The organism is Salibacterium aidingense DSM 18341, assembly GCF_000429685.1.
Classification (GTDB): Bacteria; Bacillota; Bacilli; order Bacillales; family Marinococcaceae; genus Salibacterium; species Salibacterium aidingense.
Genome location: NZ_AUCI01000006.1, coordinates 64,255 through 88,918, shown reverse-complemented (window position 1 = coordinate 88,918; position 24,664 = coordinate 64,255). Strand labels below are relative to the sequence as shown.

Sequence of the window (24,664 nt, the reverse complement as noted above, 5' to 3'; positions counted from 1 at the left end):
TTCTGGGGTTAGCCCCTATAATGAAGGTAGAAACCTGTATGCTCTTGAACAGTGGTGAAAACTCGAAACACTATCTTGATTTTCCTAAAAGGAGGTCATTTAATATGGCTAAGCAAATGCCGGAAATGGAAGAATACCAATATGGTTTCCATGATAAAGACGTTTCCGTGTTCCGTTCTGAACGGGGACTGACCGAAAATGTCGTCCGTGAAATATCCAGTATTAAAGAAGAACCGGAATGGATGCTCAATTTTCGTCTGAAGGCACTCGAACAGTTCTATAAAATGCCGACTCCGCAGTGGGGCGGTGATCTGTCCGGTCTGAACTTTGATGACATCACCTATTATGTGAAGCCGTCTGAGCGTTCGGAAACATCATGGGACGAAGTACCGGAAGAAATAAAAAATACGTTTGATAAACTTGGTATCCCTGAAGCAGAACAAAAGTATCTGGCCGGGGTATCCGCTCAATATGAGTCAGAGGTTGTCTATCACAACCTTCAGGAAGACCTGGAAAAAATGGGTATCGTGTTTAAAGATACGGACACGGCTCTGAAAGAAAACGAAGATATCTTCAGAGAGCATTTTGGAAAAGTGATTCCTCCATCGGATAATAAATTCGCAGCATTAAACTCGGCAGTATGGTCCGGCGGTTCTTTCATCTATGTTCCAAAAGGAGTAAAGTCCGAAACGCCGCTTCAGGCCTATTTCCGGATTAATTCTGAAAACATGGGACAGTTTGAACGCACCCTGATCATCGCGGATGAGGAAAGTTCCGTGCATTACGTGGAAGGCTGCACAGCTCCTGTTTATTCGACGGATTCCCTGCACAGTGCCGTGGTGGAAATTGTGGTGAAGAAAAACGCGTACTGCCGCTATACGACGATCCAAAACTGGGCACCAAACGTTTATAACCTTGTTACAAAACGTGCTGCAGCAGATGCAGGTGCCGCCATGGAATGGGTGGACGGTAACATTGGTTCCAAACTCACGATGAAATATCCATCTGTATTGATGCGCGGCGAAGGGGCAAAAGGTACTATACTTTCCATTGCCATTGCCGGCAAAAACCAGCATCAGGACGCCGGGGCGAAAGTTATGCACCTTGCACCAAACTGCTCGTCCACCATTGTCTCTAAGTCCATCTCCAAGCACGGAGGGAAAGTAACGTACCGTGGTATTTCCCATTTTGGACGGAAATCAGAAGGTTCTAAGTCTAAAGTGGAATGCGATACGTTGATTATGGACAACGAGTCCACCTCCGACACTATTCCGTATAACGAAATTATGAACAACAACATCGCCCTTGAACACGAAGCGACGGTGTCGAAGGTGTCGGAAGAGCAGCTCTTCTACTTGATGAGCCGCGGTATTTCGGAAGAAGAAGCAGTGGAAATGATTGTAATGGGCTTTATTGAGCCGTTTACAAAAGAACTGCCAATGGAATATGCGGTGGAAATGAACCGTTTAATCCGGTTTGAAATGGAAGGCTCTATCGGTTAATAGACGCACGATAAAGGTTGAAAAGCGAACCCGGCAGAGGGTTCGCTTTTTCTATGAAGAAGGGGAGGGAGAGCTTTGATTCACGTTGGTTTAACAGGATGGGGAGATCACGATATTTTGTATCCGCCCGGCACAAAACAACGGGACAAACTCGAGGCTTACAGCGCCCACTTTCCAGTGGTGGAAGTAGATGCCGCTTTTTATGCAGTACAGCCGGCAAAAAATTATGAGAAATGGATACGGGAAACGCCGGAGCGGTTTTCGTTCATTGTGAAAGCGTATCAAGGAATCACCGGGCATGAACGGGGAGAAATTCCGTTTTCTTCTGCTAAAGAAATGTTTGCGGCTTATACCGCCTCCTTGAAACCGGTGCAGGAAGCAGGGAAGCTGGCCATGGTACTCTGTCAATTTCCACCGTGGTTTGAGTGTAATAAAGAAAACGTTGCGTATCTAAAGTATGTTAGAGAAAAATTGGCTGATTTTCCCTGCGCTTTGGAATTCAGGCACCAGTCCTGGTTTGAGGAAACCTGGAAAGAAAAGACACTGACATTTATGAAAGAAGAAAACTGGATTCACAGCATTTGCGATGAGCCTCAGATAGAAGTAGGCTCCGTTCCGCTTGTGCTCCGGGCTACCCATCCAGACAAAACGCTGGTCCGTCTGCATGGAAGAAATAAAGAAGCATGGAAACGTCCGGTGCAGGGAGAAAACTGGCGGAACGTCCGGTATCTCTATAATTACTCTGAAGAAGAACTAAAAACCTGGTACGACCGACTTCAGAAGCTGGAGCAGGAAACGGAAAACATCTATTTTATATTTAACAATAATTCCGGCAGGCATGCAGCTTCCAATGCAAAAACCTTTTTGGATATAGCAGACATTTCTTATGAAGGACTTACTCCGCGACAAATTTCATTGTTTGATGATACGCAAACATAGTAAAATAATAAGACGGGTTCTTATTATGGGCTGCATCTTACTGGCACGGCAGAGAAAAGAGGATCATTATGGTATGGGTACTATTAATACTGACAGGACTTCTGGCAGGTATGCTGGGAAGCTTGATGGGGCTTGGCGGAGGAATTATTGTAGTGCCGGCGTTGATGGTTTTCAGCGGATTTCATGATTTTTTCTCCCACATCACTCCCCAGACCGCAGTAGGGACTTCGTTGTTAATCATGATATTCACGGGGTTGTCTTCCACCCTGGCCTATATGAAAAAAAAGACAGTGGACTATGTGGCAGGCGGCATCTTTATAATGGGAAGCGGTCCCGGGGCTTTGTTTGGAGTATGGCTGAATAAAGATATGGAAACCGCTCCGTTTCTTATATTATTCGGGATCTTTATGATCATCATTTCATTTATCCTGCTTATACGAAACAAACTTAAACCGTTGAAAATCAAGGGAAAAGGAATACGCAGAACTTACATAAATGCCGCAGGCCAAGAAGTGGAATATGGATTCCAGCCGGTAATCGGCATCGCTATCGCATTTGTCGTTGGAATGTGTTCCGGGTTATTTGGTATTGGCGGCGGTTCCTTGATGGTACCGGCGATGATATTACTGTTTGGCTTTCCACCGCATATGGCTGTAGCCACCTCTATGTTTTTAGTATTGTTATCTGCATTAATCAGTTCTGTTTCCCATATTGTGTTAGGAAATGTGGAATGGCTGTTTGCACTTGCTTTAATTCCGGGAGCCTGGATTGGAGCACAAATTGGAGCAAATATTAATCAGCGATTAAAAAGTGACACCCTCGTTACGATACTGAGAGTCTTTCTGATCATTATAGGAATCAGGTTGATGTGGCAGGGGATCACTGGGATGTAGCTGCAGAAGAAAAGGCGGTGTGGGATATGTCTTCATTAATACCTATTTATATCTACCATACAAATGATCTTCACAGTAACCTACAGCAATGGCCGGCGGCTGTTTCTTATATAAAAAAAAACCGCCAGTTTCATGAAAAAAAAGACGAAACCGCCTTGTTTTTTGATATTGGAGATCACGCGGACCGCGTTCATCCAGTTACAGAATCGACGCGGGGAAAAGCAAATGTTGAATTAATCAATCAAGCCGGGATTCATCACGCAACCATCGGCAATAATGAAGGAATCACATTATCAAAAAAAGAATTGGAATCCTTGTACCTGCACGCAGATTTTAAAGTGCTGCTTGCTAATCTTTTTGACGAAGCAGGGGAGCCGCCGTCCTGGTCGCAGCCTTTTGACATTTTGGAAACGAAGGAAGGCATTCGAATCGGCTTGATTGGGTTAACCGTGCCGTTTTATCCTTTTTATAAAGAACTGGGCTGGGACGTCCGGGATCCCTTAGAAATTCTGCCGGCCCTGCTGGAAAAAGTGAAGCAGCAGTCGGATGTGGTGATCCTGTTATCCCACCTGGGGTATCCCCAGGATGAGAAAATTGCCCGGACCTATAACGATATCGATGTGATTCTTGGGGCTCACACCCATCATCTTCTGAAAACTTCGGTGCTTTTAAATAACACCCTTATTGCTCAATGCGGTAAAAGCGGCTTCTATGTCGGCCAGATTAAACTCGAGTTCGATCAGAATGACCATAAAGTCGTGAAAAAGGAAGGGGCGGCAGTGGACGTCAGCAGGGAACATGCCCATCCATCTACAAGTGTGCTGCTTCATCGTCTGGAACAAGAGGCAGAAGAGGAGATGAATACGCCGGTTGCCAGGATTTTTGAAGAACTGCCTGTCTCCTGGACAACATCTTCCCCCTTTGCCGATTTACTGGCGGATGGAGTTCGAAACTGGTGTGACGCGGAAATTTCAATGATTAATTCAGGTCTGCTGCTGGAATCCCTTGAGCCGGGGACCATTACCCGAAAAGATTTACACCGGCTTTGCCCGCATCCTATCAATCCCTGCCTCCTGGATGTAAAAGGAGCGGTTTTAAAAGAAACAATAGCCGCAGCGTTCACGGAAAAAATGATCCATCTTCCTGTAAAAGGTCTTGGATTTCGCGGGAAAGTACTGGGACGCATGGCTTTTTCAGGAATAAAGGTAGTATGGGAAAAAAAAGACCCGGAATCCGGGATAAAAGATATTATAATACATGGAGAACACCTCGACCCGAAACGGACGTATCAATTAGCGACGGCAGATATGTTTACATTCGGACCGTTATTCCCCGGACTTTCCCAAAGCGGTCCGAAGAAATATTTTATGCCTGAAATGATGAGGGATGTTTTAGCAGAGACGTTGAAATACCAGTGTCGTTAAATGTCTGCTGCGGCAGTTAGAGCGGCAAGACCCATGATAATGGGAAATAAAAAAGAGGAAAGGCGGCAAATGGGATGAAACAGTATTTACAATTGTGCAGACACATCCTGGACCATGGCATACAAAAAGACGACCGCACAGGGACCGGTACGATCAGCACTTTTGGCTGGCAGATGCGCTTTAACCTTGAAGAAGGGTTTCCGGTCGTCACTACAAAAAAACTCCACCTGCGGTCCATTATTCATGAATTATTATGGTTTTTAAAAGGGGACACTAATAACAAATATCTCGAGGAGAATAATGTCCGGATTTGGAAACCATGGGCCGGCGAAGATGGAGAACTTGGACCGATTTATGGAAAGCAGTGGCGTTCCTGGGAAGGCGCAGATGGAAAGACGATAGACCAGATTTCCCAGGTGGTCGAGCAGATAAAAACCAACCCCGATTCCCGCCGTCTGATTGTCAGTGCCTGGAATGCGGCGGAGATTGAAGATATGGCACTTGCTCCCTGCCACTGCCTGTTCCAATTTTATGTCCACGATGGAAAACTCTCCTGTCAGCTTTACCAAAGAAGCGCCGACATGTTTCTAGGCGTCCCGTTTAATATTGCATCCTACGCCTTGTTAACACGAATGATAGCCCAGGTCTGCGGACTGCAGGCTCATGAATTCATTCATACGTTTGGGGATGCCCACATTTATTTAAACCACATAGAACAGGTAAAAACACAATTAGAAAGGGAGCCCCGTCCGCTTCCAGAAATGAAAATAAATCCTGAGGTAGAGTCCATTTTTGATTTTACAATTGATGACTTCGAACTGCAGGGGTATGACCCCCATCCTCATATTAAGGGAGAAGTGTCGGTATGATCAGTTTTGTTGCTGCTATGGATGAAAACCGGCTCATTGGGGCGGATAATTCCATGCCTTGGCATCTGCCCAATGATTTGAAACATTTTAAAAAGATCACCCATGGAAGTCCTGTCATTATGGGGCGGAAAACGTATGAGGCGATTGGAAAACCGCTTCCGGGAAGGCGTAACATTATAATAACCGGCCATGAGGATTATGAAGCGCCGGGCTGTGAAGTGATTCATTCCCTGAATGATATTCCGCCGATGGAACAAGAGGCGGAAGAATTGTTCATTATTGGGGGTGCTGCCATCTTCGAACAAACCTTTCCACTTGCGTCACGAATGTATTTGACGATCATTCATGACCATTTCAACGGGGATACGTATTTTCCAGAGTGGGAAGAAGAGAATTGGAGAATGGTTGAAGAAAAACAGGGTACGGTGGATGAAAAAAATGTGTACCCCCATACTTTTCTGACATTACAGAGAAAAATGTAAATGATGGATGGAACCGTTCTTCTTTGCATATACATGAAACAAGCAAAGGAGGACGGGGCTCTTATGAAAATGAGGGGAACATCATTTAAAACACCACGACGGCCTAAAGGACCGCTCCCCTTCCGGTATGTTTTTTTGATTTCTTTTGTGTTATTTGCATTGTTCACGGTACAGGGGCTTTGGCTCGTGGATAAAGGGATACGTCCGACGTTAATGGCAATTGCTCATACAGAAACCCAGAAAATTGCCACTCAGGCTATTAATGATGCGATATCGAACAAAATTGTGGAAAACATTGATGTAGAAGATATTATTGAAATGGAACACGACAGCCAGGGGAATGTCACGTCGATAAACTTTAATTCAAAAATGTATAACCGAGTCCAGTCGGAATCGGTGTTACGGGTGCAGAGATACCTACAAATGGTGGAAGAAGGAAATATACAGGATCTTGGGCTGCCGCAGGAAATTGAACAGGAACTGGAACCAGACAGGTTCACGGATGAAGGAATTATCCATGTTATTCCCCTGGGGCAGGCCACAAATAATGCGCTTTTGGCTCAGCTTGGGCCTAGAGTTCCTGTCCGCTTCAGTGCGATCGGCGATGTAAAAGCTGACATGAGTGAATCCATTTTTGAATCAGGAATTAATAACACCTATGTCCAAATTTCAATCGACATTGAGGTAGACGTCCGGGTCGTCATCCCGTTTGCCACGGATACAGCTGTTGTAGCTACTTCGATCCCGGTAGGCATGGTATTTATCTCCGGAGAAGTACCGGAATTTTACAACGCGGGAGATGGAGAGATGCCGGCACCTGCTGTGATTCAGGAAGAAGACCTGAACAATGTCCTGGAAGAAGATTCCGAACAACCCGAAACGGAAGTGGAGCAGGAAGAACAGGTCAATCCATAAACTAAAGGAATGCTTCGATTCAGGGGGGTTTGCATCCCCCCCATTTAAGGAAATCCGCCACATCGTGTTGTGTGCTCTGGTGACCGGGAGGATAAGAAATGGTTACGTTCGGAAGCGGGGTGTAGTCATAACGAATCGGAGAAGAAGCGGCTGTAAACCCCCCGCTTAGGAATCATTAGACAGAAGTACAAACTATTTTTTGACAAAAACGTCGTAAAAAATTACAATTACAATGAATTATCAGACAATAGTTGTAGAAAGGAGGAACGGAGGGAGCTTTTCCCGTATTATTCTGAATTTATAGATAGTCAAGCTTAATTGGAAGGAGATAGAGCCATGAGTATGAGAGAGCAATGGGGAACACGTGCCGGCTTTATTATGGCAGCTGTGGGCTCTGCTGTCGGCCTCGGAAATATTTGGCGTTTTCCGGCGACAGCATTTGAAAACGGCGGCGGCGCTTTCTTTATCCCCTATTTATTTGCATTACTCACGGCCGGGATTCCGTTATTGATACTGGAATTTACAATAGGTCATAAATACCGCGGATCCGCGCCGCTTAGTTATGCAAGAATGAATAAGAAATCAGAATGGATCGGCTGGTGGATGGTCCTTGTCGCATTTGTGATATCGACATACTATTCCGTGATTATCGGCTGGGCCATATCCTACAGTATTTTTTCCTTTAATCTTCACTGGGGAGAAGATACCGAAACCTTTTTATTTGAGAACTTCTTACAGGTAACCGAGGCCGGCCAGTTCGGCGGGTTGGTTCCAGGTATACTTATTCCTTTAATTATTGTGTGGGCGGTTACGCTCGGCGTTCTTTTCCGCGGTGTTAAAAAGGGTATCGAATTGGCGAACCGGATCTTTATCCCAACGCTCTGCATTATTTTTGTTATTATTGTCATCCGTGCGGTGACCCTCCCGGGAGCTGCGCAGGGACTGCAGGCTTTCTTCGAACCCGATTTCGGAGCGATCACCTCCGGAGGCGTATGGGTAGCAGCATACGGACAGATTTTCTTTAGTTTATCGATCGCGTTTGCGATTATGATTACCTATTCCAGCTATCTTCCGAAAAAATCGGATATTACAAACAATGCTTTCATTACCGGCTTCAGTAACTCAAGCTTTGAACTGCTGGCCGGCATCGGAATCTTCGGAGCGCTTGGATTTATGGCATCCCAGGCTGGAACATCAGTAGAGGAAGTAGTAAGCGGAGGGATCGGACTTGCTTTTGTCGTTCTTCCGCAGATTATCAATGAATTTCCTGCATTAAGCTGGCTGTTCGGCTTTTTATTCTTTGCTTCGCTGGTGCTGGCAGGGCTGTCTTCGTTGATTTCCATTACGGAAACGTATGTGAAAGCCCTGTCCGAAAAATTTAATATATCGAGAGCGAAAGCTGTTGTTTTCGGCGGCGGTCTGGCAGCTCTCATTTCGCTTATTTACGCGACAAGAGGCGGAATTAATTTTCTCGATGCAGCGGATTACTTTATTAACCAGTTCGGGGTGGCCCTGCTCGGTCTTGTCGAAGTGGTGGCGCTGGCTTGGTTTATGCGGAAGCTTGGCACGTTCCAAAGCCATGCCAATGCCATATCCGATATCCGCGTCGGCGGATGGTGGAAAGTATGTCTTGGTATTATCACGCCTGTTGTACTTGGCTATATGATGTTTGACCTGTTCCGTCAGAATCTGATGAAACAGTTTGAGACGGACAACGGGAACTATGAAGGATATCCGGATCTTTTCATCCTCGTCAATGGATGGGGAGTGGCAGCAGCAGCTTTGATCATAGGCATCATTTTCACCGTTTTCCGCTGGAAGAATAAGCCCGAATCCGATGCTGACGAGGGAGCGTGATAAAGATGACAGGCAGCGCAATTTTTATGATGATTTTAGGTATGATTATTATCTGGGGCGGATTGATTACAAGCATTTTATATGCCCGCAGCGTGTCCAATCAACGGAAAGAAGACTAAGACGTCAGCGTGGTAAGCTGAAGAAGAAACCTTACTTCTTTTTCCCGGATGCGGGTGGACATTTATTCCGTTATTTCTTTCATTTTTCCCATTTTGCAGGAAGAATCGGACATTTATTCCGTTATTTTTCCTATTCAGCTTAAAAATAGCGTTGCGGAGCCTGAATAGCGGAACAAATGTCCGAAAAAGCCGCCTACGGGCACTTTTTCTGCCATTTAGCGGAATAAATGTCCGCAAGGTGGCACGTTACCCGGATATTACCATAGCCAATCGGCAAACGGACCTTGGGAATCCCGCCCAAGATCCGTTTTTTTCTATTTCTTTTCTTCTTTTTCCCAGGATTTCAGAGAAGGATAAGGGTCAAAAGACCATTCACTGTACCCGTTGTCCCGGTACATCCCGTAATGAAGATGCGGTGGAAACTTACCTTCCGTTCCTTCTTTCCCGTAGCCGGAGCTGCCGACGTAGCCAATAGTGTCTCCCGGGGCTACAATATCTCCTTTTTCCAATCCATCTTCATACCCGCTTAAGTGGCCGTAATAGTGATACGTGTTAGACAAATCACGAATACCCAGGCGCCATCCGCCGTATTTGTTCCATCCTTTTAACTCCACCACACCGTAAGCTGTAGCCCGCACCGGTGTCCGGTATCCGGCAAAAATATCGGTTCCTTCATGAATACGGCGTCCGCCCCATCCTCGCGTATCGCCCCATGTGCTTCTGTAGCTGTAGTTGTAATTCAAGGGGACCGGAAACGCGTGATCATCCAGATCCAGCGTTCCATATTTTCTATAAATCCGGGCATGACTGGTGATGATGTTGACAGCTTGATCTCGTTTATAATAATTCCATAATCCAAGCTGAATGTTGTTATCATCATAGCCATATTCGGCGAGGTAATTGGCAAAGGTATACAGGACATCTGCATCTTCCGAAAGGGAAGCTTTTCCATTTCCGTTCCCGTCCAGGCCTATTCCATCAAACATGGAAATAGCGACAGGATTTTCCGACTCAAGGTCAGGATTTAAAGGACCGCTCCACTCTTTTGGAGAATAATAAATATTGATGATGCCTTTGGCTTCCTCCCGGTCATTTCTGGCGCGTCGTATTCCTTTTTCATAGGAATCAGCCCCAGCCAGCCAATACCATGGTATATGTGTGACGGCTTCCATCTTTTTGTACAGGGCCAGTCGTTCTGCGTAAATGTCTTCGGCTGTTTTATCGTCCGCCAGAACTTGATGAGGTACAGCCAGAACGATCACGATAAAAACAGCTGTTGCTAATTTTTTTCTCATCATTGACCTTTCTTTCTTCAGTATGGTGTCTGGTTCCTTAGTATGTCACCTAATGTCCATTTCATTACACCAATGATTGGAAATAGGACCAGAAAATTTGGCGCTTTCCTGCGGGACATGTTAAAGTAAAATAGAATATAGAAGCATAGATGAAGGATTTTCCTATAGATTAGAGAAAACAGGAGTGATAAGGATGGCCAGGACAGAAGAGTATCTCCGCAAGCCGGATTGGCTGAAAATTAAATTAAACACAAATGAATCCTATAAGGGCCTGAAAAAAATGATGCGGGAAAAAAATCTTCATACGGTATGTGAAGAAGCAAAGTGCCCGAATATTCATGAGTGCTGGGGAGAACGAAAAACAGCAACATTTATGATTCTAGGGGATGTCTGCACACGGGGCTGCCGTTTCTGTGCGGTTAAAACAGGACTTCCGAATGAACTGGACTGGGGAGAGCCGGAACGGGTAGCCGAATCCGTGGAACAGATGGGACTAAGACACGTCGTGATTACAGCAGTGGCCAGAGACGATTTGAAAGACGGCGGTTCTGCCGTGTTCGCAGAAACCGTACGTGCGATCCGGCGCCGGAACCCAATGTGTACGATTGAAGTACTGCCATCTGATATGATGGGACGTCCGGAAAATCTGGAAACCCTTATGGAAGCCCGTCCCAATATTTTAAATCATAATATAGAAACCGTCCGCCGTTTGACACCAAAGGTAAGAGCAAGAGCTACATATGAACGGACGCTTACTTTCTTGGAGCAGTCCAAGGAACTGCATCCCGACATCCCTACAAAATCCAGTCTGATGGTAGGATTGGGGGAGACGAAAGACGAAATCATCGAAACAATGGATGATCTGCGGGCCCATAATGTAAATATTATGACGATCGGGCAGTATTTACAGCCTACAAAAAAACACTTGAAGGTTCAGCGGTATTACTCTCCGGAAGAGTTTGCCGAGCTAAAAGAGATCGCGATGGAAAAAGGGTTCAGCCATTGTGAAGCCGGACCTCTTGTTCGTTCCTCGTATCATGCCGATGAACAGGTGAATGAAGCACAGGTCCATGAAGAAGCAAAGAAATACCGCCACGCATAGGGAAAAAGGAAAGGCCGTTACTCCTCCATGGAGCCGGCCTTTTCTTTTGGAGTGACAGGCTGTTCTGTCATCTCCCGCATCGTGTCAATCGTGTTTCGCAGCGCGGCATGACCGTCTTTGGAACGTGCTGTCATCCCTTTATAAGCCTCAAGGTCTTCAATCATGGATGGGTTATCGGTGACCACCGTAATAAAAAAATAAGGAACGGCCGCTTCCACCATCATTTTTACGTGCTTCGCCGCACGTCCGGTATCTTCCTCCTCGGTTTGAAATGCAGCAAGGGCATATTCATTCGTAATCAAGACCCCCGCTTTTTCCACTTCCGGGGTTTGAACAAGCAGGTTACTTAATCCTTCTGCGATGCGCTGACGGTCGATCAGGTCGTGCATAGACATGTCTTCATCCAAATCTGCTTCGCTGCTGTCATTACGGTGCCAGCCAAAGCGATTGCCTGCAGACCTTCCGCCGGGAGCATCATCTTTGTTATTGGAGATATAGTCCAGTGCATTTTCCGGACCGTATTCTGCAGCCAATTCTTCTTTATCCATACTTGTAAAACCAGTGCATCCCTGTAATAATAAAGAAAAAACAATAAGAAAGACGATATTTCTCAACGGACACCTTCCTCCTCTCTGGTTTCTGCCTTCTCTTAGTATGGCTTTTATCTGGAGGAAAAAAGGTGGGAATTCGCGGAAATATACGAAATGACGGAATATATGCTACAATCGAGGGGTGAATGAAGCGAGGTGGTGTGTTGTGATTCATATACACGGACAGGATTTTGAACTTATTGAGGAATCACGAAGCGGATGGGATGAAGACGTTTTTAAAGATCGATACAGTGAAGTATTAAATAAATATGATTTCATCGTTGGCGATTGGGGACACAATCAATTAAGACTCCGTGGTTTTTTTGATGATTCCCGTAAAAAAGTATCGTACGATTCAAAAATCAGCACCCTTCACGATTATCTGCTGGAATATTGTAATTTTGGCTGTGCTTATTTTGTCTTAAAGAAAATCAGAGAAGAGTAAACTCTCCCTCTGCGGGACGCAGAAGGGAGAGTTTTTTTATTTCTTCTTTTGTGCGTAGGAGTGAACAGGGTGGGTATTTGGGTAATGTCTCGGATTATCGTTGTGAAGATTTTTGTTTTCGTAGTTAAACGCACTGTAAGAGCGCTGGCCTTCCTGCCAGGGAGTGCTTTTTCCTGGTTTTCTTTCAATGGGAGAACCATAAGGGCCCTCTGGAAAGGTTTCAGGAAGCACATATTCCCGGCTCGCTTCCACGTTATCGAAATCGTCATATTGAGCTGCTTCATGCAGCTCCCGGTTTCTTTGGTACCTGTTTTGCAAACCTATCCCCTCCTCCATGTTAGCTTTCCCGGGGGACCATACGGTATGTGGCCGAGGAAACACTTTCGACGATATTAATTTTTGGAAAAAAAGGAAGCAACATGGTGCGGGTTGCAAGTAAAGGTGTCTTTAATCCTCTTCCATGACAAGATGCGGTTTAAGTTCCAGGTGGTGGTGAGCCTTAATATATCGGACGGTCCGCGTCTTTGCCCGCATGACGATGGAATCGGTCTCCGTCCAGTCTCCTCCAAGAAAACGAACGCCTTCCAGCATTTCTCCGGAAGAAACACCGGTCGCAGCAAAAATGGCATCGTCTCCTTTGACGAGATCTCCAAGAGTCAAAGGAGTATCCGTGTTTTGAATTCCCATATCACGGCAGCGCTGTAATTCGTCTTCCCTTCTGGGAGCCAGCCGCGCTTGCATATCGCCGCCGAGTGCTTTAATCGCGGCAGCGGAAAGGACGCCTTCTGGAGCACCCCCGGTCCCTACAAATAAATCTATCCCTGTCTGCGGCAGAGCGGTAGCAATAGAAGCGCCGACATCTCCGTCCCCGAATAATTTCACTCGGGCCCCTTTGCTCCGGATCCTGTCAACAAGGTGCTGATGACGTTCCCGGTCTTGGATGATAACGGTGACATCCCGGACTCGTTTATTCGTCATTTTTGCCACGATATCAATTGTTTTTTCTATTGGATCATCGATTCGGATCAGTCCTGCCGCTTTGGGACCTACGACAATTTTTTCCATGTACATATCCGGGGCATGAAGCAGTGTGCCCCGGTCCGCTGCAGCAATGACCGCCATCGCATTGGCCCGGCCGCTTGCGACAATATTGGTGCCTTCTAAAGGATCGACCGCAATATCGACTTCAGGACCGTTCCCGCTGCCAACTTCTTCTCCTATATAGAGCATCGGGGCTTCATCTTTTTCCCCTTCCCCGATTACCACCGTTCCTCTGCAGCTGACGGAATCAAACATGGTCCGCATCGCAGTTGTGGCAGCATCATCGGCTTCTATTTTTTCTCCCCTGCCCAGCCACTGGGCCGAAGCAATCGCGGCGGCCTCCGTGACCCGTACGATTTCTAACGCTAATTCTCTATCCACGTATATCCTCCTTTGCCTGTCCATGCATGTCAGAAAATAATTCCGTATTATATCCTATCACACCCCGGGGTGCTTTGGGTAATATCTTCGCAAAGAGATGACCCTGGAAGATATGATACAATGGATGAGTAGAACGTGTAACGAAGGGGAGGGCTTGGTTTGTATTTTGTCGACCGCAGAAAAATAGAACAGATTTTAAGGTATATGGAAGAATTAACCGCTGTATTTCCTTATGTATCTGAGGGAAAAACAAAGATGGACGAGCTGGCGGCGGAACGAATAGCCCAAGGCTGGATTGAAGCCGTCACCGATACTGGGAATCAATTGATAGATGGATTTATTATGCGTGACCCCGGCAGTTATGAGGATATTATGGATATCCTGGAAGATGAGAAGGTGATTTCAGAAGAAGAAGGAGCAGGATTAAAACAAATTATATCGTTCCGCAGAATGCTTGTTCAGGATTATTACTTAATGGATACCTCCAACCTTTGTGCTGTAATGCTGCAGCATAAAAAAGCGATGGAGCATTTTCCGGAACGGGTGCGCAGTTTTTTAGAAAATGAACTCGGCCCCGTATCTGCATTTCTGCCGGAGGAGGAAAAGTAAGATGGCAGGACAGATGAATGTTAAGCATTACAAGGCCTACCTTCTGGATTTAGACGGTACGATATACCGGGGGAAAGAGCCGATCCCAGAGGCGGCAGCATTTGTGAAACAATTAAAGGAAAAGCGGATCCCTTATTTGTTTATTACGAATAATTCGACCTCTTTGCCGCAGGAGGTGGCAGTGAAGCTTCAGAACATGGGGGTTCCATGTGAAGAGGAACAGGTTCTTACCACCAGCACGGCAGCCGCTTCGTACATAACTTCCTCCAAGAATTCTCCCAGCGCTTATGTTATTGGAGAGGAGGGGCTGAAGGAAGCTGTGGATCAGGCCGGCGTTATCGAAGAAGAGGACAACCCGGATTATGTAATTATTGGAATGGACCGGGAGATTACGTATTCTAAACTGGCTGCGGCCTGCCTGGCGGTGAGAAATGGTGCCTGCTTCATTAGTACGAATGCAGATAAAGCCCTGCCGTCGGAACGTGGGTTTCTTCCTGGGAATGGAGCGCTCACTTCGGTTATTTCCGTTTCTACCGGGGTGGACCCCGTTTTTATCGGTAAGCCCGAGAAAGTGATGATGCAGCAGGCCGTAGACATTTTAGGGGCTGCTCCAGAGGAAATATGCCTGGTCGGGGACAATTATGATACGGACATACTGGCTGGAATCCGTGCAGGCATGGATACCCTGCATGTTGATACCGGGGTTACTTCAAGGGAAGAAGCTGCCGGCAAATCCATTCCTCCAACCTATGCTGTTGCTTCTCTTTCGGTCTGGTCTATTGTATAGGCCCTGGTCTTTTCCTGAAAACATAAGGGGTATACCGTTCTCTCTCCACATACAATCAAGAAAAAAGGGAAACAGGAGGCTGGGAGAATGGAACGCTCAGTTTACGATCATTATGGATTATATATGACAGAAAGCTTTCAGGCCGGACGTTACACTGGTTTTAGTACAAGAGATGGCATGTACGTATTTGTACCAGAAAAAACAGCTGCCTCCTCGTGGGAGGAGAAAACGGCATGGGCCGACTGGATGAGAAATAACGGAGACGGAACGGTGGCTGCTTTTATTTCTCCTCTGTCCAGAGGAACTTCCATGATGGTAGATGGAGAGAAACAACGTCTGTTCCGGCTTTATTCCACAGAGAGAAAACAGACAGAACTGCTTCACCCAGGGGCTGAATTAGGAACCTTTCATGAAAAAGCCAAGTCCCTGTTTCAGCCGTATCCCGCCCCGTTTTTTTTAGATCGGTGGGCGCAATGGTGGGAAATTCGGTTGAATCAGCTGGAAAGCTGGTATGAAAAAGTCCGGCAGAAATCTAGGTGCTCCCCGGCCGACCAATGGTTTATCCAGACATTTCCGTATTATATGGGGAAAACGGAAAATGCGATACAGCGGCTGCATCACATTCGGGAGGAGGAACAAACGGAAGAGTCTGGTTGTATTACTCACCTTTGCTTTACGCCGGAAACGTGGATCATCGCAGCTCCTCATTCGGTGCCTAATAAGCTGCCGGCAGACTGGCTGCACGATCACCCGGCCCGGGATGTGGCGGAGTGGATTCGATACGCCATCGACACAGAGGCCCCGTTTCAAGAAACGAAGGCCTTTTTGTCAGCCTATGAAGAGCACAGCCGCCTGTCTTCGGTCAGCTGGAAACTCGTTGCGGCGCGGCTTATTTTCCCGTATTATTATATGGAGCAGATGGAAAGTATTTATTTACACGAAACCACAAGAGATATGGAAACTGTACTTTCTGAATTAAAAGCTACCTGGAAGAAGGAAGCAGGCTGGATGGATCAGCTCCATTTATTACAACAGGCTTTTCCGGCAGGATTTGAAGATTACCCCGGGTGGATGCTTGGAAAGAGTGATTCTTTAGCATAAACATTGGCCGTTCCTCTTGTAAAATAATAAAATACCTTATATAATGTCCATTATAAAAAGACATTTGTTTTCCTCGTAAACACAAAGCGATTGAAAATAGATTGAAAAAGGCAGCAGCGGGAGGAGAGAGAGTATGGCACAAGGAGTGGTTGTTGGAATTTTGGGCCTCGGCACGGTGGGAAGCGGGGTGATCCGGATTTTAACCGGGCACCAGCAGGAATTACAGCACCAGACGGGATGCCCGATTTCAGCCAAAAAGATTCTGGTCAGGGATAAAACGAAACCAAGAGATTTAAATATAGAGAACCTGACTTTAACAGAAAATGCAGAAGACATTCTTCATGATTCGGAAATAGACGTCATCATTGAAGTGATGGGAGGAATTGAAGAGTCGCACCATTATATTCTTCAGTCCCTGCGCAGCGGCAAGCATGTAGTAACTGCCAACAAGGACGTGATGGCGCTCCATGGTACAGAACTGCTTCGGGAAGCGGAGGAAAATGGGTGCTACCTCCTTTATGAGGCGAGTGTGGCCGGAGGAATCCCGGTCATCCGGGGTATTACAGAAGGCCTGGCTTCGGATAGAATTTCGCAGATGATGGGAATTGTTAATGGCACAACAAACTACATTCTCACCAAGATGGCTCAGGAAGAACGGGATTATGAAGAAGTATTGGCCGAAGCACAGGAACTTGGATTTGCGGAAAGCGATCCTACTTCCGATGTGGAAGGGCTGGACGCAGCCCGTAAAATAGCGATCCTTGCCAGACTCGGTTTTTCCATGAATGTAGAATTGGCGGATGTAGAAGTAAAAGGTATTACGAATGTGACAACGGAGGATATGGAGTATTGTGAGCAGCTTGGGTATACGTTAAAACTCATCGGTCTGGCGAAAAGGACCGATGAGCGGGTGGAGTTAACCGTACAGCCGATGCTTCTGCCGAATGATCATCCGCTGGCTTCAGTACAGGATGAATATAATGCGGTCTATGTGCATGGGGAAGCTGTAGGAGAAACAATGTTTTACGGTCCCGGCGCCGGCTCGCTGCCGACTGCGACCGCCATCGTATCAGATCTGGTAGCGGTAGTGAAAAATATTAGACTTGGTACAGGCGGCAATTCCAATTCAAGGCCCCTTCACAGCAAAGCCCTTCAGGCAAATGAAGAAGTCGAGTCGAAATATTTCATCAGGCTTCACGTCAAGGACCAAACCGGAACCTTCGATGATCTGTCCTCTCTTTTCAAAGAGGAGGATGTTGGCTTTGATAAGCTGCTGCAATGGCCTCTGGAAGATGAAAATGATCCAAAATCTGAAGTAGTTATCGTGACTCATCTAACCAACCGGGCTGCCTATGAAAGAATATATAAAGAACTGGAAAACATGGATGTTGTGTTAGATGTAAAAAGCAGCTACCGCGTAGAGGGAGGACAAGTATCATGAGCAGCTGGAACGGCTTACTGCATGCATACAAAGACTTTTTACCAATAAAGGAAAGCACACCGAAATTGACATTGAATGAGGGGAACACTCCGTTAATTGGGCTGGAACAGCTGTCTGAAGAATGGGGAGCCGATATTTATGTAAAGACCGAGGGGGTCAACCCGACCGGTTCTTTTAAAGACCGGGGTATGGTGATGGCGGTTGCCAAGGCAAAGGAAGAAGGCAGTAAAGCGGTTATATGTGCTTCGACCGGCAATACTTCAGCCTCTGCTGCAGCTTATGCTGCAAGAGCGGGACTGCGCTGTATTGTCGTTATCCCTGAAGGAAAGATTGCCTTGGGAAAACTGGCCCAGGCTGTTATGTACGGGGCCGAAGTCTTCGAAATACAGGGCAATTTCGACCACGCTCTGGAAATTGTCCGTTCGATTAGTGAAAAAGAAAATATTACGCTGGTCAATTCGGTAAATCCATACCGGATTGAAGGCCAGAAAACATCTGCGTTTGAAATTTGTGATGCCCTGGGAGAAGCTCCGGATGTTTTATCGATTCCAGTAGGAAATGCGGGAAACATTACAGCGTATTGGAAAGGGTTTAAAGAATTTCATGAAAAGAAAGGGACCTCCCTGCCGCAGATGCGTGGATTTGAAGCGGAAGGCGCAGCGGCGATCGTACAAAACCGAGTCATAGAGGACCCTGAAACGGTGGCAACCGCGATTCGTATCGGCAACCCGGCGAGCTGGTCCAAAGCGGTGGAGGCTGCCGAGGAATCCGAAGGAGCGATCAGCTATGTAACCGATGAGGAAATCCTCGAAGCCTATCAGCTTCTGGCCCAGAGAGAAGGAATATTTGCTGAACCGGCCTCGTGTGCTTCGATAGCAGGATTGAAAAAACAACTGGAAAACGGGGAAATAAGTAAGGGTTCCAAGGTGGTTTGTGTGTTAACTGGAAACGGCCTGAAAGATCCAAGCACAGCGATTGATACAGTAACGGTAAAGCCGACCGTTATTCCCAACAGTGAAGAAGCCTTTTTAGAGAAGATCAAAGGAGGGGTCGCAGGTGGAAGATGAGAAGATGGTCATCACGGTTCCGGCAAGTTCAGCCAATCTAGGTCCGGGTTTTGATTCGATCGGCCTGGCGGTGGACCGCTACCTGACCCTGGAAGCAGAACCATCATCGGAATGGCATTTTTCTTCCAATTCCCACGCATTAGACGGGATTCCGTCAGGGAAGGAAAATCTTGTTTATATTGTAGCCGAAGAACTTGCCAGACAGCTTGGAACAGAGCTTTCGCCCTGTACCATTAAGATGACCAGCGATATTCCACTTGCGCGGGGATTAGGCAGCAGTGCTGCAGCTATCATCGCTGCTGTGGAATTGGCGGATCAGTTAACAGGGCCTTCCTTATCGAAAGAAGAGAAGTTAAGATTTGCAAGCCTTTGGGAGGGCCATCCCGATAATGTTGGCCCTTGTTTGTACGGCGGTTTAATCGTTGGGACCCATTCGGAAGAAGATACGAACATGGTACACTGCGGCGTGCCTGAGGTTGATCTGGTCATGGCTGTTCCGGAGAAGGAACTGATGACGAAAAAAGCCAGAGGAATTCTCCCGGAGCAGGTGGAATACCATCAAGCGATCCGGGGCAGTTCTGTAAGCAATGTATTAATTGCCGCTCTATTAAAAGAAGACTGGGAACTGGCCGGGAAAATGATGGGACGGGATGTTTTCCATCACCCTTACCGGGCCAAGCTCGTTCCCGGCCTTATAGATATTATGGATAACGTTCGGGATTATGGTGCTTATGGAGCAGCCTTGAGCGGAGCAGGCCCGACGGTGATGTGTCTGGCTCCCCGTGGAACCGGGGAAACGATTCGCAAGAACCTGCAGCTTGATTTCCCTGATTTTGACGTCCAGACTGCCAAACCCTCCGCCTTTGGCGCATATACCAGGTATACAAAAGTGACAGAGAACAGCGGTATGAGTTTGTAACTTTTCAAAAGGAGTAATAAAGGGGCAGCTATTTAATTTCCCTTTTTTAAAATAAAAACGGAGCTTGGATATCTCCCAAGCTCCGTTTTTGTTCTGCATTTATTAAAATACCTGCTCCAGTTCGACAACGCCTGGAACTTCTTCCAGCAGAGCGCGCTCGATTCCAGCTTTTAATGTAATGGTGGAGGATGGGCAGGAACCGCATGCTCCCATGAGTCGAACCTTTACAATGCCATCTTCTACATCCACTAATTCAACGTCCCCGCCGTCACGAAGTAAAAACGGGCGAAGCTTTTCAAGGACTTCATTTACTTGCGCATACATATCTTCAGTCGTTTGCGGCATGATCTGATCTCTCCTTTCTTATAACCTTTACAAATCACAAGGCTTATTTTTTATTCTACTATGAATTACCCGGCGGTGACAACCAAGACAGGTTCCTAAAATAATGCTTCTTTTTATACACCGGAATGGTGCTTATACATCCATAATACTCCGCTTTTTAACAAACGGGCTACCCGTCCGGTCAAGGCGGTATCCCCCATGACCCCAAATCCGTGTTTCTTGCCCAGAGATCCGAGAACACCTTTCAATTTAATCGGAGGAAAACGATTAGGAAGTTCTTCTCCTCTCCATCTTTTTTTGAGAACCGTTGCAATTTGTTCGGCCTGGCCTTCAGCAAGCTGAGCACTGGGAGCATGGGGCAGACTTGCACAGTCGCCGACGACAAAGACATTTTCGTCTTCCGGCAGATGGTGATGGTTCGTTAAAAGGATTCGTCCTTTGTCGTCTTTCTCCACATCCAGCTCCCGCACCACTTTATTCGGCTGGATGCCGGCAGTCCAGATGATAGCATCCGAGGGGATAAATTCTTCGTGGTTATATAAACCGTCTGGTTCCACTTTGGTTATATCAGAATTACTGATGACATCTACTTCATGCTTTTCAAACCAATTCTGTACATAATTGCTGAGCCGTTTTGGGAACATCGGTAAAATCGTTTCCCCGCGGTCGAATAAACGGATGTACAAGTCGTCCCTGCTTTCCCGAAGTTCACTGGAAAGTTCCACCCCGCTCAGTCCGGCTCCTACGACGGAGACGACAGAATTAGGCGGGAGGTTGTTGAGGGCCTCATACGTTCTTCTTGTTTTCTCCATACTTTGAATACTGTACGTGTAGGTGTCCGCTCCAGGGACTCCATGATATTTATCCTCACACCCCAGTCCGATGATGAGGTAATCATAGGAAATGGGATCCTCTCCGCGAAGATGGACAAGCTGATTATCTTTATCAATACTGTCAACGGTGCCAAAATGAAGGGTAAGCCTCTCTTCTTTAGGAAACGGGACCCGGACTTCATGATCTGATTCTGTCCCGGCGGCAAGGGCGTAATATTCCGTTTTCAGACAATGATACGGGAGTTTATCGATGAGGATGAGATCTACATCGTCCGGAAGCTCGCTGGGAAGCATTTTCTGCAAAATCCGCATGCCGCCGTAGCCTCCGCCTAATACAACTAGTTTTTTCATCATGCGATGTCCCCTTTGTGTTAAAATACTTTGCAGGCTCGTGTGCAATATGAACATTAATTGATCGAGAAACGCATCTCTTGTTTCCTCGCTGCATGCAGCCAAGACGTAATAAAAATGACTGTTAATGATATCCGCCCATATGGTTACAGAGGTACCGGGCGCCACTTCCCCTCGTTCGATGCCATCTTTCAATAGTTCTTCCCATTTTTCCGGAAGATAAGAATCCTTTTCCACAACATGCTGCCATGCCCGTTTTGTTAATTCCCGGTTCACCTCATACTCTCCCAAAAAATAACTGAAATAGGCCCGGAGCTTTGAAAGCAAAGGCAGACGTTTCAACCCGTACCTGCTGATATAATGCTCCACCTGATGGAGGCGGTCCTCGGCCAACGTCTGCATCAGGGATTCTTTGGTTGGAAAATAGTTAAAAAAAGTTCCTTTAGCAATCTGGGCGGCTTCCGTGATTTCCTGAACGGTTGTACTGTCAAACCCGTTCCGTCGAAAAAGATCCACAGCGGTATGTAATATCTTTTCCCTTGTCTGCTGCTTTTTTTCATTTCGGTTCAATGATATCCACTCCGGATTTCTTAGGCTTACAGGGGAAGAAAAATGACCTCGGTCACTTCAAATTATAACGATGTAATGACAAAAATACAATGAACGATTATGTTTATCAAAGCATACAGGTTGACTAATTAACACTGCAACGATAGGATTTATTGAGAGAATCATAAAGAAGGTGAATGCCATGAGGCCGATTATAGAATTTTGCCTTAGTAATCTGGCAAGCGGATCCCAGAAAGCAATGGAGGAATTGGAAAAAGATCCAAACCTCGATATCATCGAATACGGCTGTCTTGGAAACTGCGCACAGTGTGCCATGACGATGTATGCGCTGGTAAATGGAGAAGTAGTCGAAGGAGACGACGCGCAAGAACTTGTTAGTAATATATATCAGCACTTGGAAGAAAATCCAATGTTCTAATAAAGGATGAGGCTGCTTTTGAACAGAAGGAGAACCCTGTTTTAAAGCAGCCTCGTTTATCTCGAAGAGGGAGGGCGCCCAGGTTATGAAATATATCCCATTTGAGAATACATGGCCTTATGAAAAGATGGGAGAAGACATTTATATTGAGGAATGTCCGTACTGCAGGGAAACCCATGTATTAACGCATATGAAGGAAAAACATTTGCAACAGGCGAAAGATAGTGTGAAAACAAGGCTGGTTATGCCATGCTGCCATGCCAGTATGATAATAATAGATGCAGACGACGACTATTTCTGGACAACAGAACCGCTGCGCAAGTAAGGAGGAAACAATGTGAATTTTACAAAAATGCATGGGCTGGGGAACAGTTATATTTACGTAGATTTATTTGAAGAGTCCCTGGAGGAGAAACACCTTCCTTCCCTGGCTCAGGCAGTAGCCGATAAAAACACAGGCATTGGGTCGGACGGCCTGATTTTAATAGGACCTTCTAAAACAGAGGATATACAAATGAGAATATTTAATGCTGATGGGTCAGAGGCGAAAAACTGCGGTAACGGGATACGATGTGCCGTGAAACTGGCCTATGAGAAAAATATTGTTTCTGCCACTACGGTTTCAGTAGAAACCCTGGGCGGGAAAGTAACGGCGTTATTGGAAGTGGATCCCTCTGCAGGTGTGGTAACAAATGTGACTGTAGACATGGGAGAACCACGGCTGCTGAAAGGGGAACTGCCTATGAAAGGAGAACCTGATTCCCGTACGGTGGAAGAGCCGGTGCTGGTTCGAGGGGAAACGTTTCTTGTGACCACTGTATCTATGGGAAATCCGCATGCGGTACTATTTGAAAAAGATATCGCGGATGCTCCCGTGACTACAGCGGGTCCGATATTGGAAACGCATGATATGTTTCCAGAACGGGCCAATATTGAATTTGTACAAATGATCACAGAAAACGAGATGAATTTTCGGGTATGGGAAAGAGGCTCCGGGGTGACGCAGGCATGTGGAACAGGAGCCTGCGCTGCTGTAGCAGCCGCCGTGTTGACCGGCAGGAGCCAAATGGGAATCGAGGTCATTGTTCACCTGGAAGGCGGCGATTTACGCATCAGATGGGCGGAAGATGGCAAGGTGTGGATGAAAGGACCGGCGGAGACGATTTGTTCTGGAACATACCAGTGAGAACCGTAGGCCGGGATTTTGTATCATTGAAAAAGGAGTCTGGGCGGATATCGCTCAAACTCCTTTTTTTTAATATTCTTTAATGATGTTGTAGAACGTATCGCGCTCCACTGGCTGTTTATTTGCTCCTTTGATGAGGTGGATCAGTTCTTTGCGTGTCAGCCCCTGTGAGGTCAAAGCACCAACAGAATGAGAAATTCTTTCTTCGATCAGGGTACCGTGAATGTCGTCTGATCCAAAAGTTAATGCCATTTGGGTCAACTGTGCGCCGATATTAATCCAGTATGCTTTAATATGATCAAAGTTATCCAACATCAGCCGGGAAATGGCGATGGTCCGCATATCATCATACGGCGAGGTTCGTTGATGCCAGCCGGCGTTCACTTTTCTAGGCTGCATGGCAAGAGGAATAAACACCATAAATCCGTTCGTTTTATCCTGGAGCTGGCGTAGACGATCCATATGGATGAGCCGCTCCTCAAAGGAATCAATCGAGCCGTAAAGCATGGTGGCATGGGTTTTCATTCCAAGTTGATGAGCCGTTTCATGAGCTTCAAGCCATTCATAGGTAGAAGCTTTATCGGGGCTCATTTTGGAACGGTACCTCTCCGTAAGTATTTCTGCTCCGCCGCCTGGTAGCGTATCCAGTCCTGCTTTCATCAGTTCTTCCAGTACTTCTTTCATGGAAAGACCCGAAATTCTGGCGAAAAATTCAATTTCGGCAGCGGTATAGGCTTTGACCGCTGCTTGAGGATAGTGTTTCTTTAACGTTCGTACTGTATTGAGGTAATACTCAAATCCCACTTCCACATTATGGCCGCCGACAATATGAAACTCCTGAATATTATCGTTCCAGCGTTTTTCCACATATTCCAGCAGTTCTTCTTCGTGCATGGTGTAGGCGCCTTCTTCTCCCGGCTTTCGTTTAAACCCGCAGAAGCTGCAGCTTGCCTCACAGACGTTTGTGGGATTAATGTACATATTTTCTATGAAATAAACGTTCTTCCCGCTTTTTTTCTCATTTACCTGATCTGCCAGCTGGGCGATGGTTAGAAGATCACTTGTGTCGTACAGGTACAGCCCGTCTTCGATCGACAAACGTTCTTCCCGCTGGACCTTGCCGGCGATTTCTTCCATTTTTTCGTCTTTCATTAATGTTACTGCCATTCTATTCATCCTTTCC

General features: G+C 46.4%; 27 protein-coding genes and 1 pseudogene. 20 read left to right on the top strand and 8 right to left on the bottom strand.

The annotated features are described in order from the left end of the window. The first annotated feature begins 104 nt into the window (after positions 1-104). From sufB to G475_RS26705, 9 genes are all read left to right on the top strand, one after another. Complete coding sequence (gene sufB, locus G475_RS0106540; RefSeq protein ID WP_026700587.1) at positions 105-1,502, top strand: Fe-S cluster assembly protein SufB; 1,398 nt, start codon at positions 105-107, stop codon at positions 1,500-1,502. A gap of 75 nt (positions 1,503-1,577) precedes the next feature. Continuing rightward, entirely contained in the window at positions 1,578-2,441 is an 864-nt protein-coding gene (locus G475_RS0106535; protein ID WP_026700586.1) for a DUF72 domain-containing protein, read from the top strand. A 68-nt stretch (positions 2,442-2,509) separates the two neighbouring features. Continuing rightward, positions 2,510-3,334, top strand: coding sequence for a sulfite exporter TauE/SafE family protein (locus G475_RS0106530; protein ID WP_026700585.1), 825 nt, complete (start codon positions 2,510-2,512; stop codon positions 3,332-3,334). Then, positions 3,310-4,758 carry a bifunctional metallophosphatase/5'-nucleotidase gene (locus tag G475_RS0106525; RefSeq protein ID WP_051302249.1) on the top strand — a complete coding sequence of 483 codons (1,449 nt, stop codon included), beginning with the start codon at positions 3,310-3,312 and terminating at the stop codon, positions 4,756-4,758. The genes G475_RS0106530 and G475_RS0106525 overlap by 25 nt, the downstream gene beginning before the upstream one ends. 74 nt (positions 4,759-4,832) lie before the next feature. Beyond that, the gene (locus G475_RS0106520; RefSeq protein ID WP_026700583.1) at positions 4,833-5,627 is read left to right on the top strand and encodes a thymidylate synthase; all 795 of its coding nucleotides are present in this window, start codon (positions 4,833-4,835) and stop codon (positions 5,625-5,627) included. Continuing rightward, a complete protein-coding gene (locus G475_RS0106515) occupies positions 5,624-6,109 on the top strand; it encodes a dihydrofolate reductase (protein WP_026700582.1) in 486 nt (161 codons plus the stop codon). Before G475_RS0106520 ends, G475_RS0106515 begins: the two co-directional genes overlap by 4 nt. Positions 6,110-6,172: 63 nt before the next feature. Beyond that, entirely contained in the window at positions 6,173-7,024 is an 852-nt protein-coding gene (gene yunB, locus G475_RS24395; RefSeq protein WP_233275740.1) for a sporulation protein YunB, read from the top strand. A gap of 336 nt (positions 7,025-7,360) precedes the next feature. Continuing rightward, positions 7,361-8,881 carry a sodium-dependent transporter gene (locus tag G475_RS0106505; protein WP_026700581.1) on the top strand — a complete coding sequence of 507 codons (1,521 nt, stop codon included), beginning with the start codon at positions 7,361-7,363 and terminating at the stop codon, positions 8,879-8,881. A 5-nt stretch (positions 8,882-8,886) separates the two neighbouring features. Further along, the gene (locus G475_RS26705; RefSeq protein ID WP_084414026.1) at positions 8,887-9,000 is read left to right on the top strand and encodes a methionine/alanine import family NSS transporter small subunit; all 114 of its coding nucleotides are present in this window, start codon (positions 8,887-8,889) and stop codon (positions 8,998-9,000) included. Positions 9,001-9,314: 314 nt separating this feature from the next. Here G475_RS26705 and G475_RS0106490 read toward each other — a convergent pair whose 3' ends face one another. Further along, entirely contained in the window at positions 9,315-10,295 is a 981-nt protein-coding gene (locus G475_RS0106490) for a M23 family metallopeptidase (protein ID WP_026700580.1), read from the bottom strand. 193 nt (positions 10,296-10,488) lie between these two features. On the opposite strand from G475_RS0106490, the gene lipA reads away from it, so the two are divergent. Continuing rightward, positions 10,489-11,397, top strand: coding sequence for a lipoyl synthase (gene lipA, locus G475_RS0106485; protein ID WP_026700579.1), 909 nt, complete (start codon positions 10,489-10,491; stop codon positions 11,395-11,397). A 17-nt stretch (positions 11,398-11,414) separates the two neighbouring features. Here lipA and G475_RS0106480 read toward each other — a convergent pair whose 3' ends face one another. Beyond that, complete coding sequence (locus tag G475_RS0106480; RefSeq protein WP_026700578.1) at positions 11,415-12,011, bottom strand: YhcN/YlaJ family sporulation lipoprotein; 597 nt, start codon at positions 12,009-12,011, stop codon at positions 11,415-11,417. A 142-nt stretch (positions 12,012-12,153) separates the two neighbouring features. Between G475_RS0106480 and G475_RS0106475 the strand changes: the two genes are divergently transcribed. Then, positions 12,154-12,432, top strand: a complete 279-nt coding sequence (locus tag G475_RS0106475; RefSeq protein WP_026700577.1) for a YutD family protein — start codon at positions 12,154-12,156, stop codon at positions 12,430-12,432. A gap of 36 nt (positions 12,433-12,468) precedes the next feature. Here G475_RS0106475 and G475_RS0106470 read toward each other — a convergent pair whose 3' ends face one another. Then, entirely contained in the window at positions 12,469-12,750 is a 282-nt protein-coding gene (locus G475_RS0106470; protein ID WP_233275739.1) for a hypothetical protein, read from the bottom strand. Between the two features lie 129 nt (positions 12,751-12,879). Beyond that, entirely contained in the window at positions 12,880-13,854 is a 975-nt protein-coding gene (glpX, locus tag G475_RS0106465) for a class II fructose-bisphosphatase (protein WP_026700575.1), read from the bottom strand. 159 nt (positions 13,855-14,013) lie between these two features. On the opposite strand from glpX, the gene G475_RS0106460 reads away from it, so the two are divergent. The 6 genes from G475_RS0106460 to thrB all read left to right on the top strand — a co-directional run bounded on the left by G475_RS0106460 (position 14,014) and on the right by thrB (position 19,778). Beyond that, positions 14,014-14,463 (top strand): DUF86 domain-containing protein, encoded by a 450-nt coding sequence (locus G475_RS0106460; RefSeq protein ID WP_026700574.1) that lies wholly within the window; start codon positions 14,014-14,016, stop codon positions 14,461-14,463. 1 nt (position 14,464) lies between these two features. Beyond that, complete coding sequence (locus tag G475_RS0106455; RefSeq protein WP_233275738.1) at positions 14,465-15,250, top strand: TIGR01457 family HAD-type hydrolase; 786 nt, start codon at positions 14,465-14,467, stop codon at positions 15,248-15,250. Positions 15,251-15,337: 87 nt separating this feature from the next. Then, positions 15,338-16,351, top strand: coding sequence for a spore coat putative kinase YutH (gene yutH, locus G475_RS0106450; protein WP_026700572.1), 1,014 nt, complete (start codon positions 15,338-15,340; stop codon positions 16,349-16,351). Between the two features lie 133 nt (positions 16,352-16,484). Further along, positions 16,485-17,792, top strand: a complete 1,308-nt coding sequence (locus tag G475_RS0106445) for a homoserine dehydrogenase (protein WP_026700571.1) — start codon at positions 16,485-16,487, stop codon at positions 17,790-17,792. After that, positions 17,789-18,859: a threonine synthase gene (thrC, locus tag G475_RS0106440; protein ID WP_026700570.1), complete on the top strand. Its 1,071-nt coding sequence runs from the start codon at positions 17,789-17,791 to the stop codon at positions 18,857-18,859. The genes G475_RS0106445 and thrC overlap by 4 nt, the downstream gene beginning before the upstream one ends. Next, positions 18,849-19,778, top strand: coding sequence for a homoserine kinase (gene thrB, locus G475_RS24390; protein WP_233275737.1), 930 nt, complete (start codon positions 18,849-18,851; stop codon positions 19,776-19,778). Before thrC ends, thrB begins: the two co-directional genes overlap by 11 nt. A gap of 102 nt (positions 19,779-19,880) precedes the next feature. Here the strand turns inward: thrB and G475_RS0106430 are convergent, their stop codons facing one another. From G475_RS0106430 to G475_RS27890, 3 genes and pseudogenes are all read right to left on the bottom strand, one after another. Further along, positions 19,881-20,123, bottom strand: coding sequence for a NifU family protein (locus G475_RS0106430; protein ID WP_026700569.1), 243 nt, complete (start codon positions 20,121-20,123; stop codon positions 19,881-19,883). A 113-nt stretch (positions 20,124-20,236) separates the two neighbouring features. Next, entirely contained in the window at positions 20,237-21,307 is a 1,071-nt protein-coding gene (locus G475_RS0106425) for an NAD(P)/FAD-dependent oxidoreductase (protein WP_026700568.1), read from the bottom strand. Positions 21,308-21,715: 408 nt separating this feature from the next. After that, positions 21,716-21,877: pseudogene (locus tag G475_RS27890) on the bottom strand (TetR/AcrR family transcriptional regulator); the annotation flags it as partial. 181 nt (positions 21,878-22,058) lie between these two features. Between G475_RS27890 and G475_RS0106420 the strand changes: the two are divergent. From G475_RS0106420 to dapF, 3 genes are all read left to right on the top strand, one after another. Continuing rightward, positions 22,059-22,295, top strand: a complete 237-nt coding sequence (locus G475_RS0106420; protein ID WP_026700567.1) for a YuzB family protein — start codon at positions 22,059-22,061, stop codon at positions 22,293-22,295. Between the two features lie 85 nt (positions 22,296-22,380). Further along, positions 22,381-22,620 (top strand): hypothetical protein, encoded by a 240-nt coding sequence (locus G475_RS0106415; protein ID WP_026700566.1) that lies wholly within the window; start codon positions 22,381-22,383, stop codon positions 22,618-22,620. Between the two features lie 27 nt (positions 22,621-22,647). After that, positions 22,648-23,481, top strand: coding sequence for a diaminopimelate epimerase (gene dapF / locus G475_RS0106410; protein WP_035710464.1), 834 nt, complete (start codon positions 22,648-22,650; stop codon positions 23,479-23,481). A 69-nt stretch (positions 23,482-23,550) separates the two neighbouring features. Here the strand turns inward: dapF and mqnE are convergent, their stop codons facing one another. After that, complete coding sequence (gene mqnE, locus G475_RS0106405; RefSeq protein WP_026700564.1) at positions 23,551-24,648, bottom strand: aminofutalosine synthase MqnE; 1,098 nt, start codon at positions 24,646-24,648, stop codon at positions 23,551-23,553. Between the last annotated feature and the right edge of the window lie 16 nt (positions 24,649-24,664).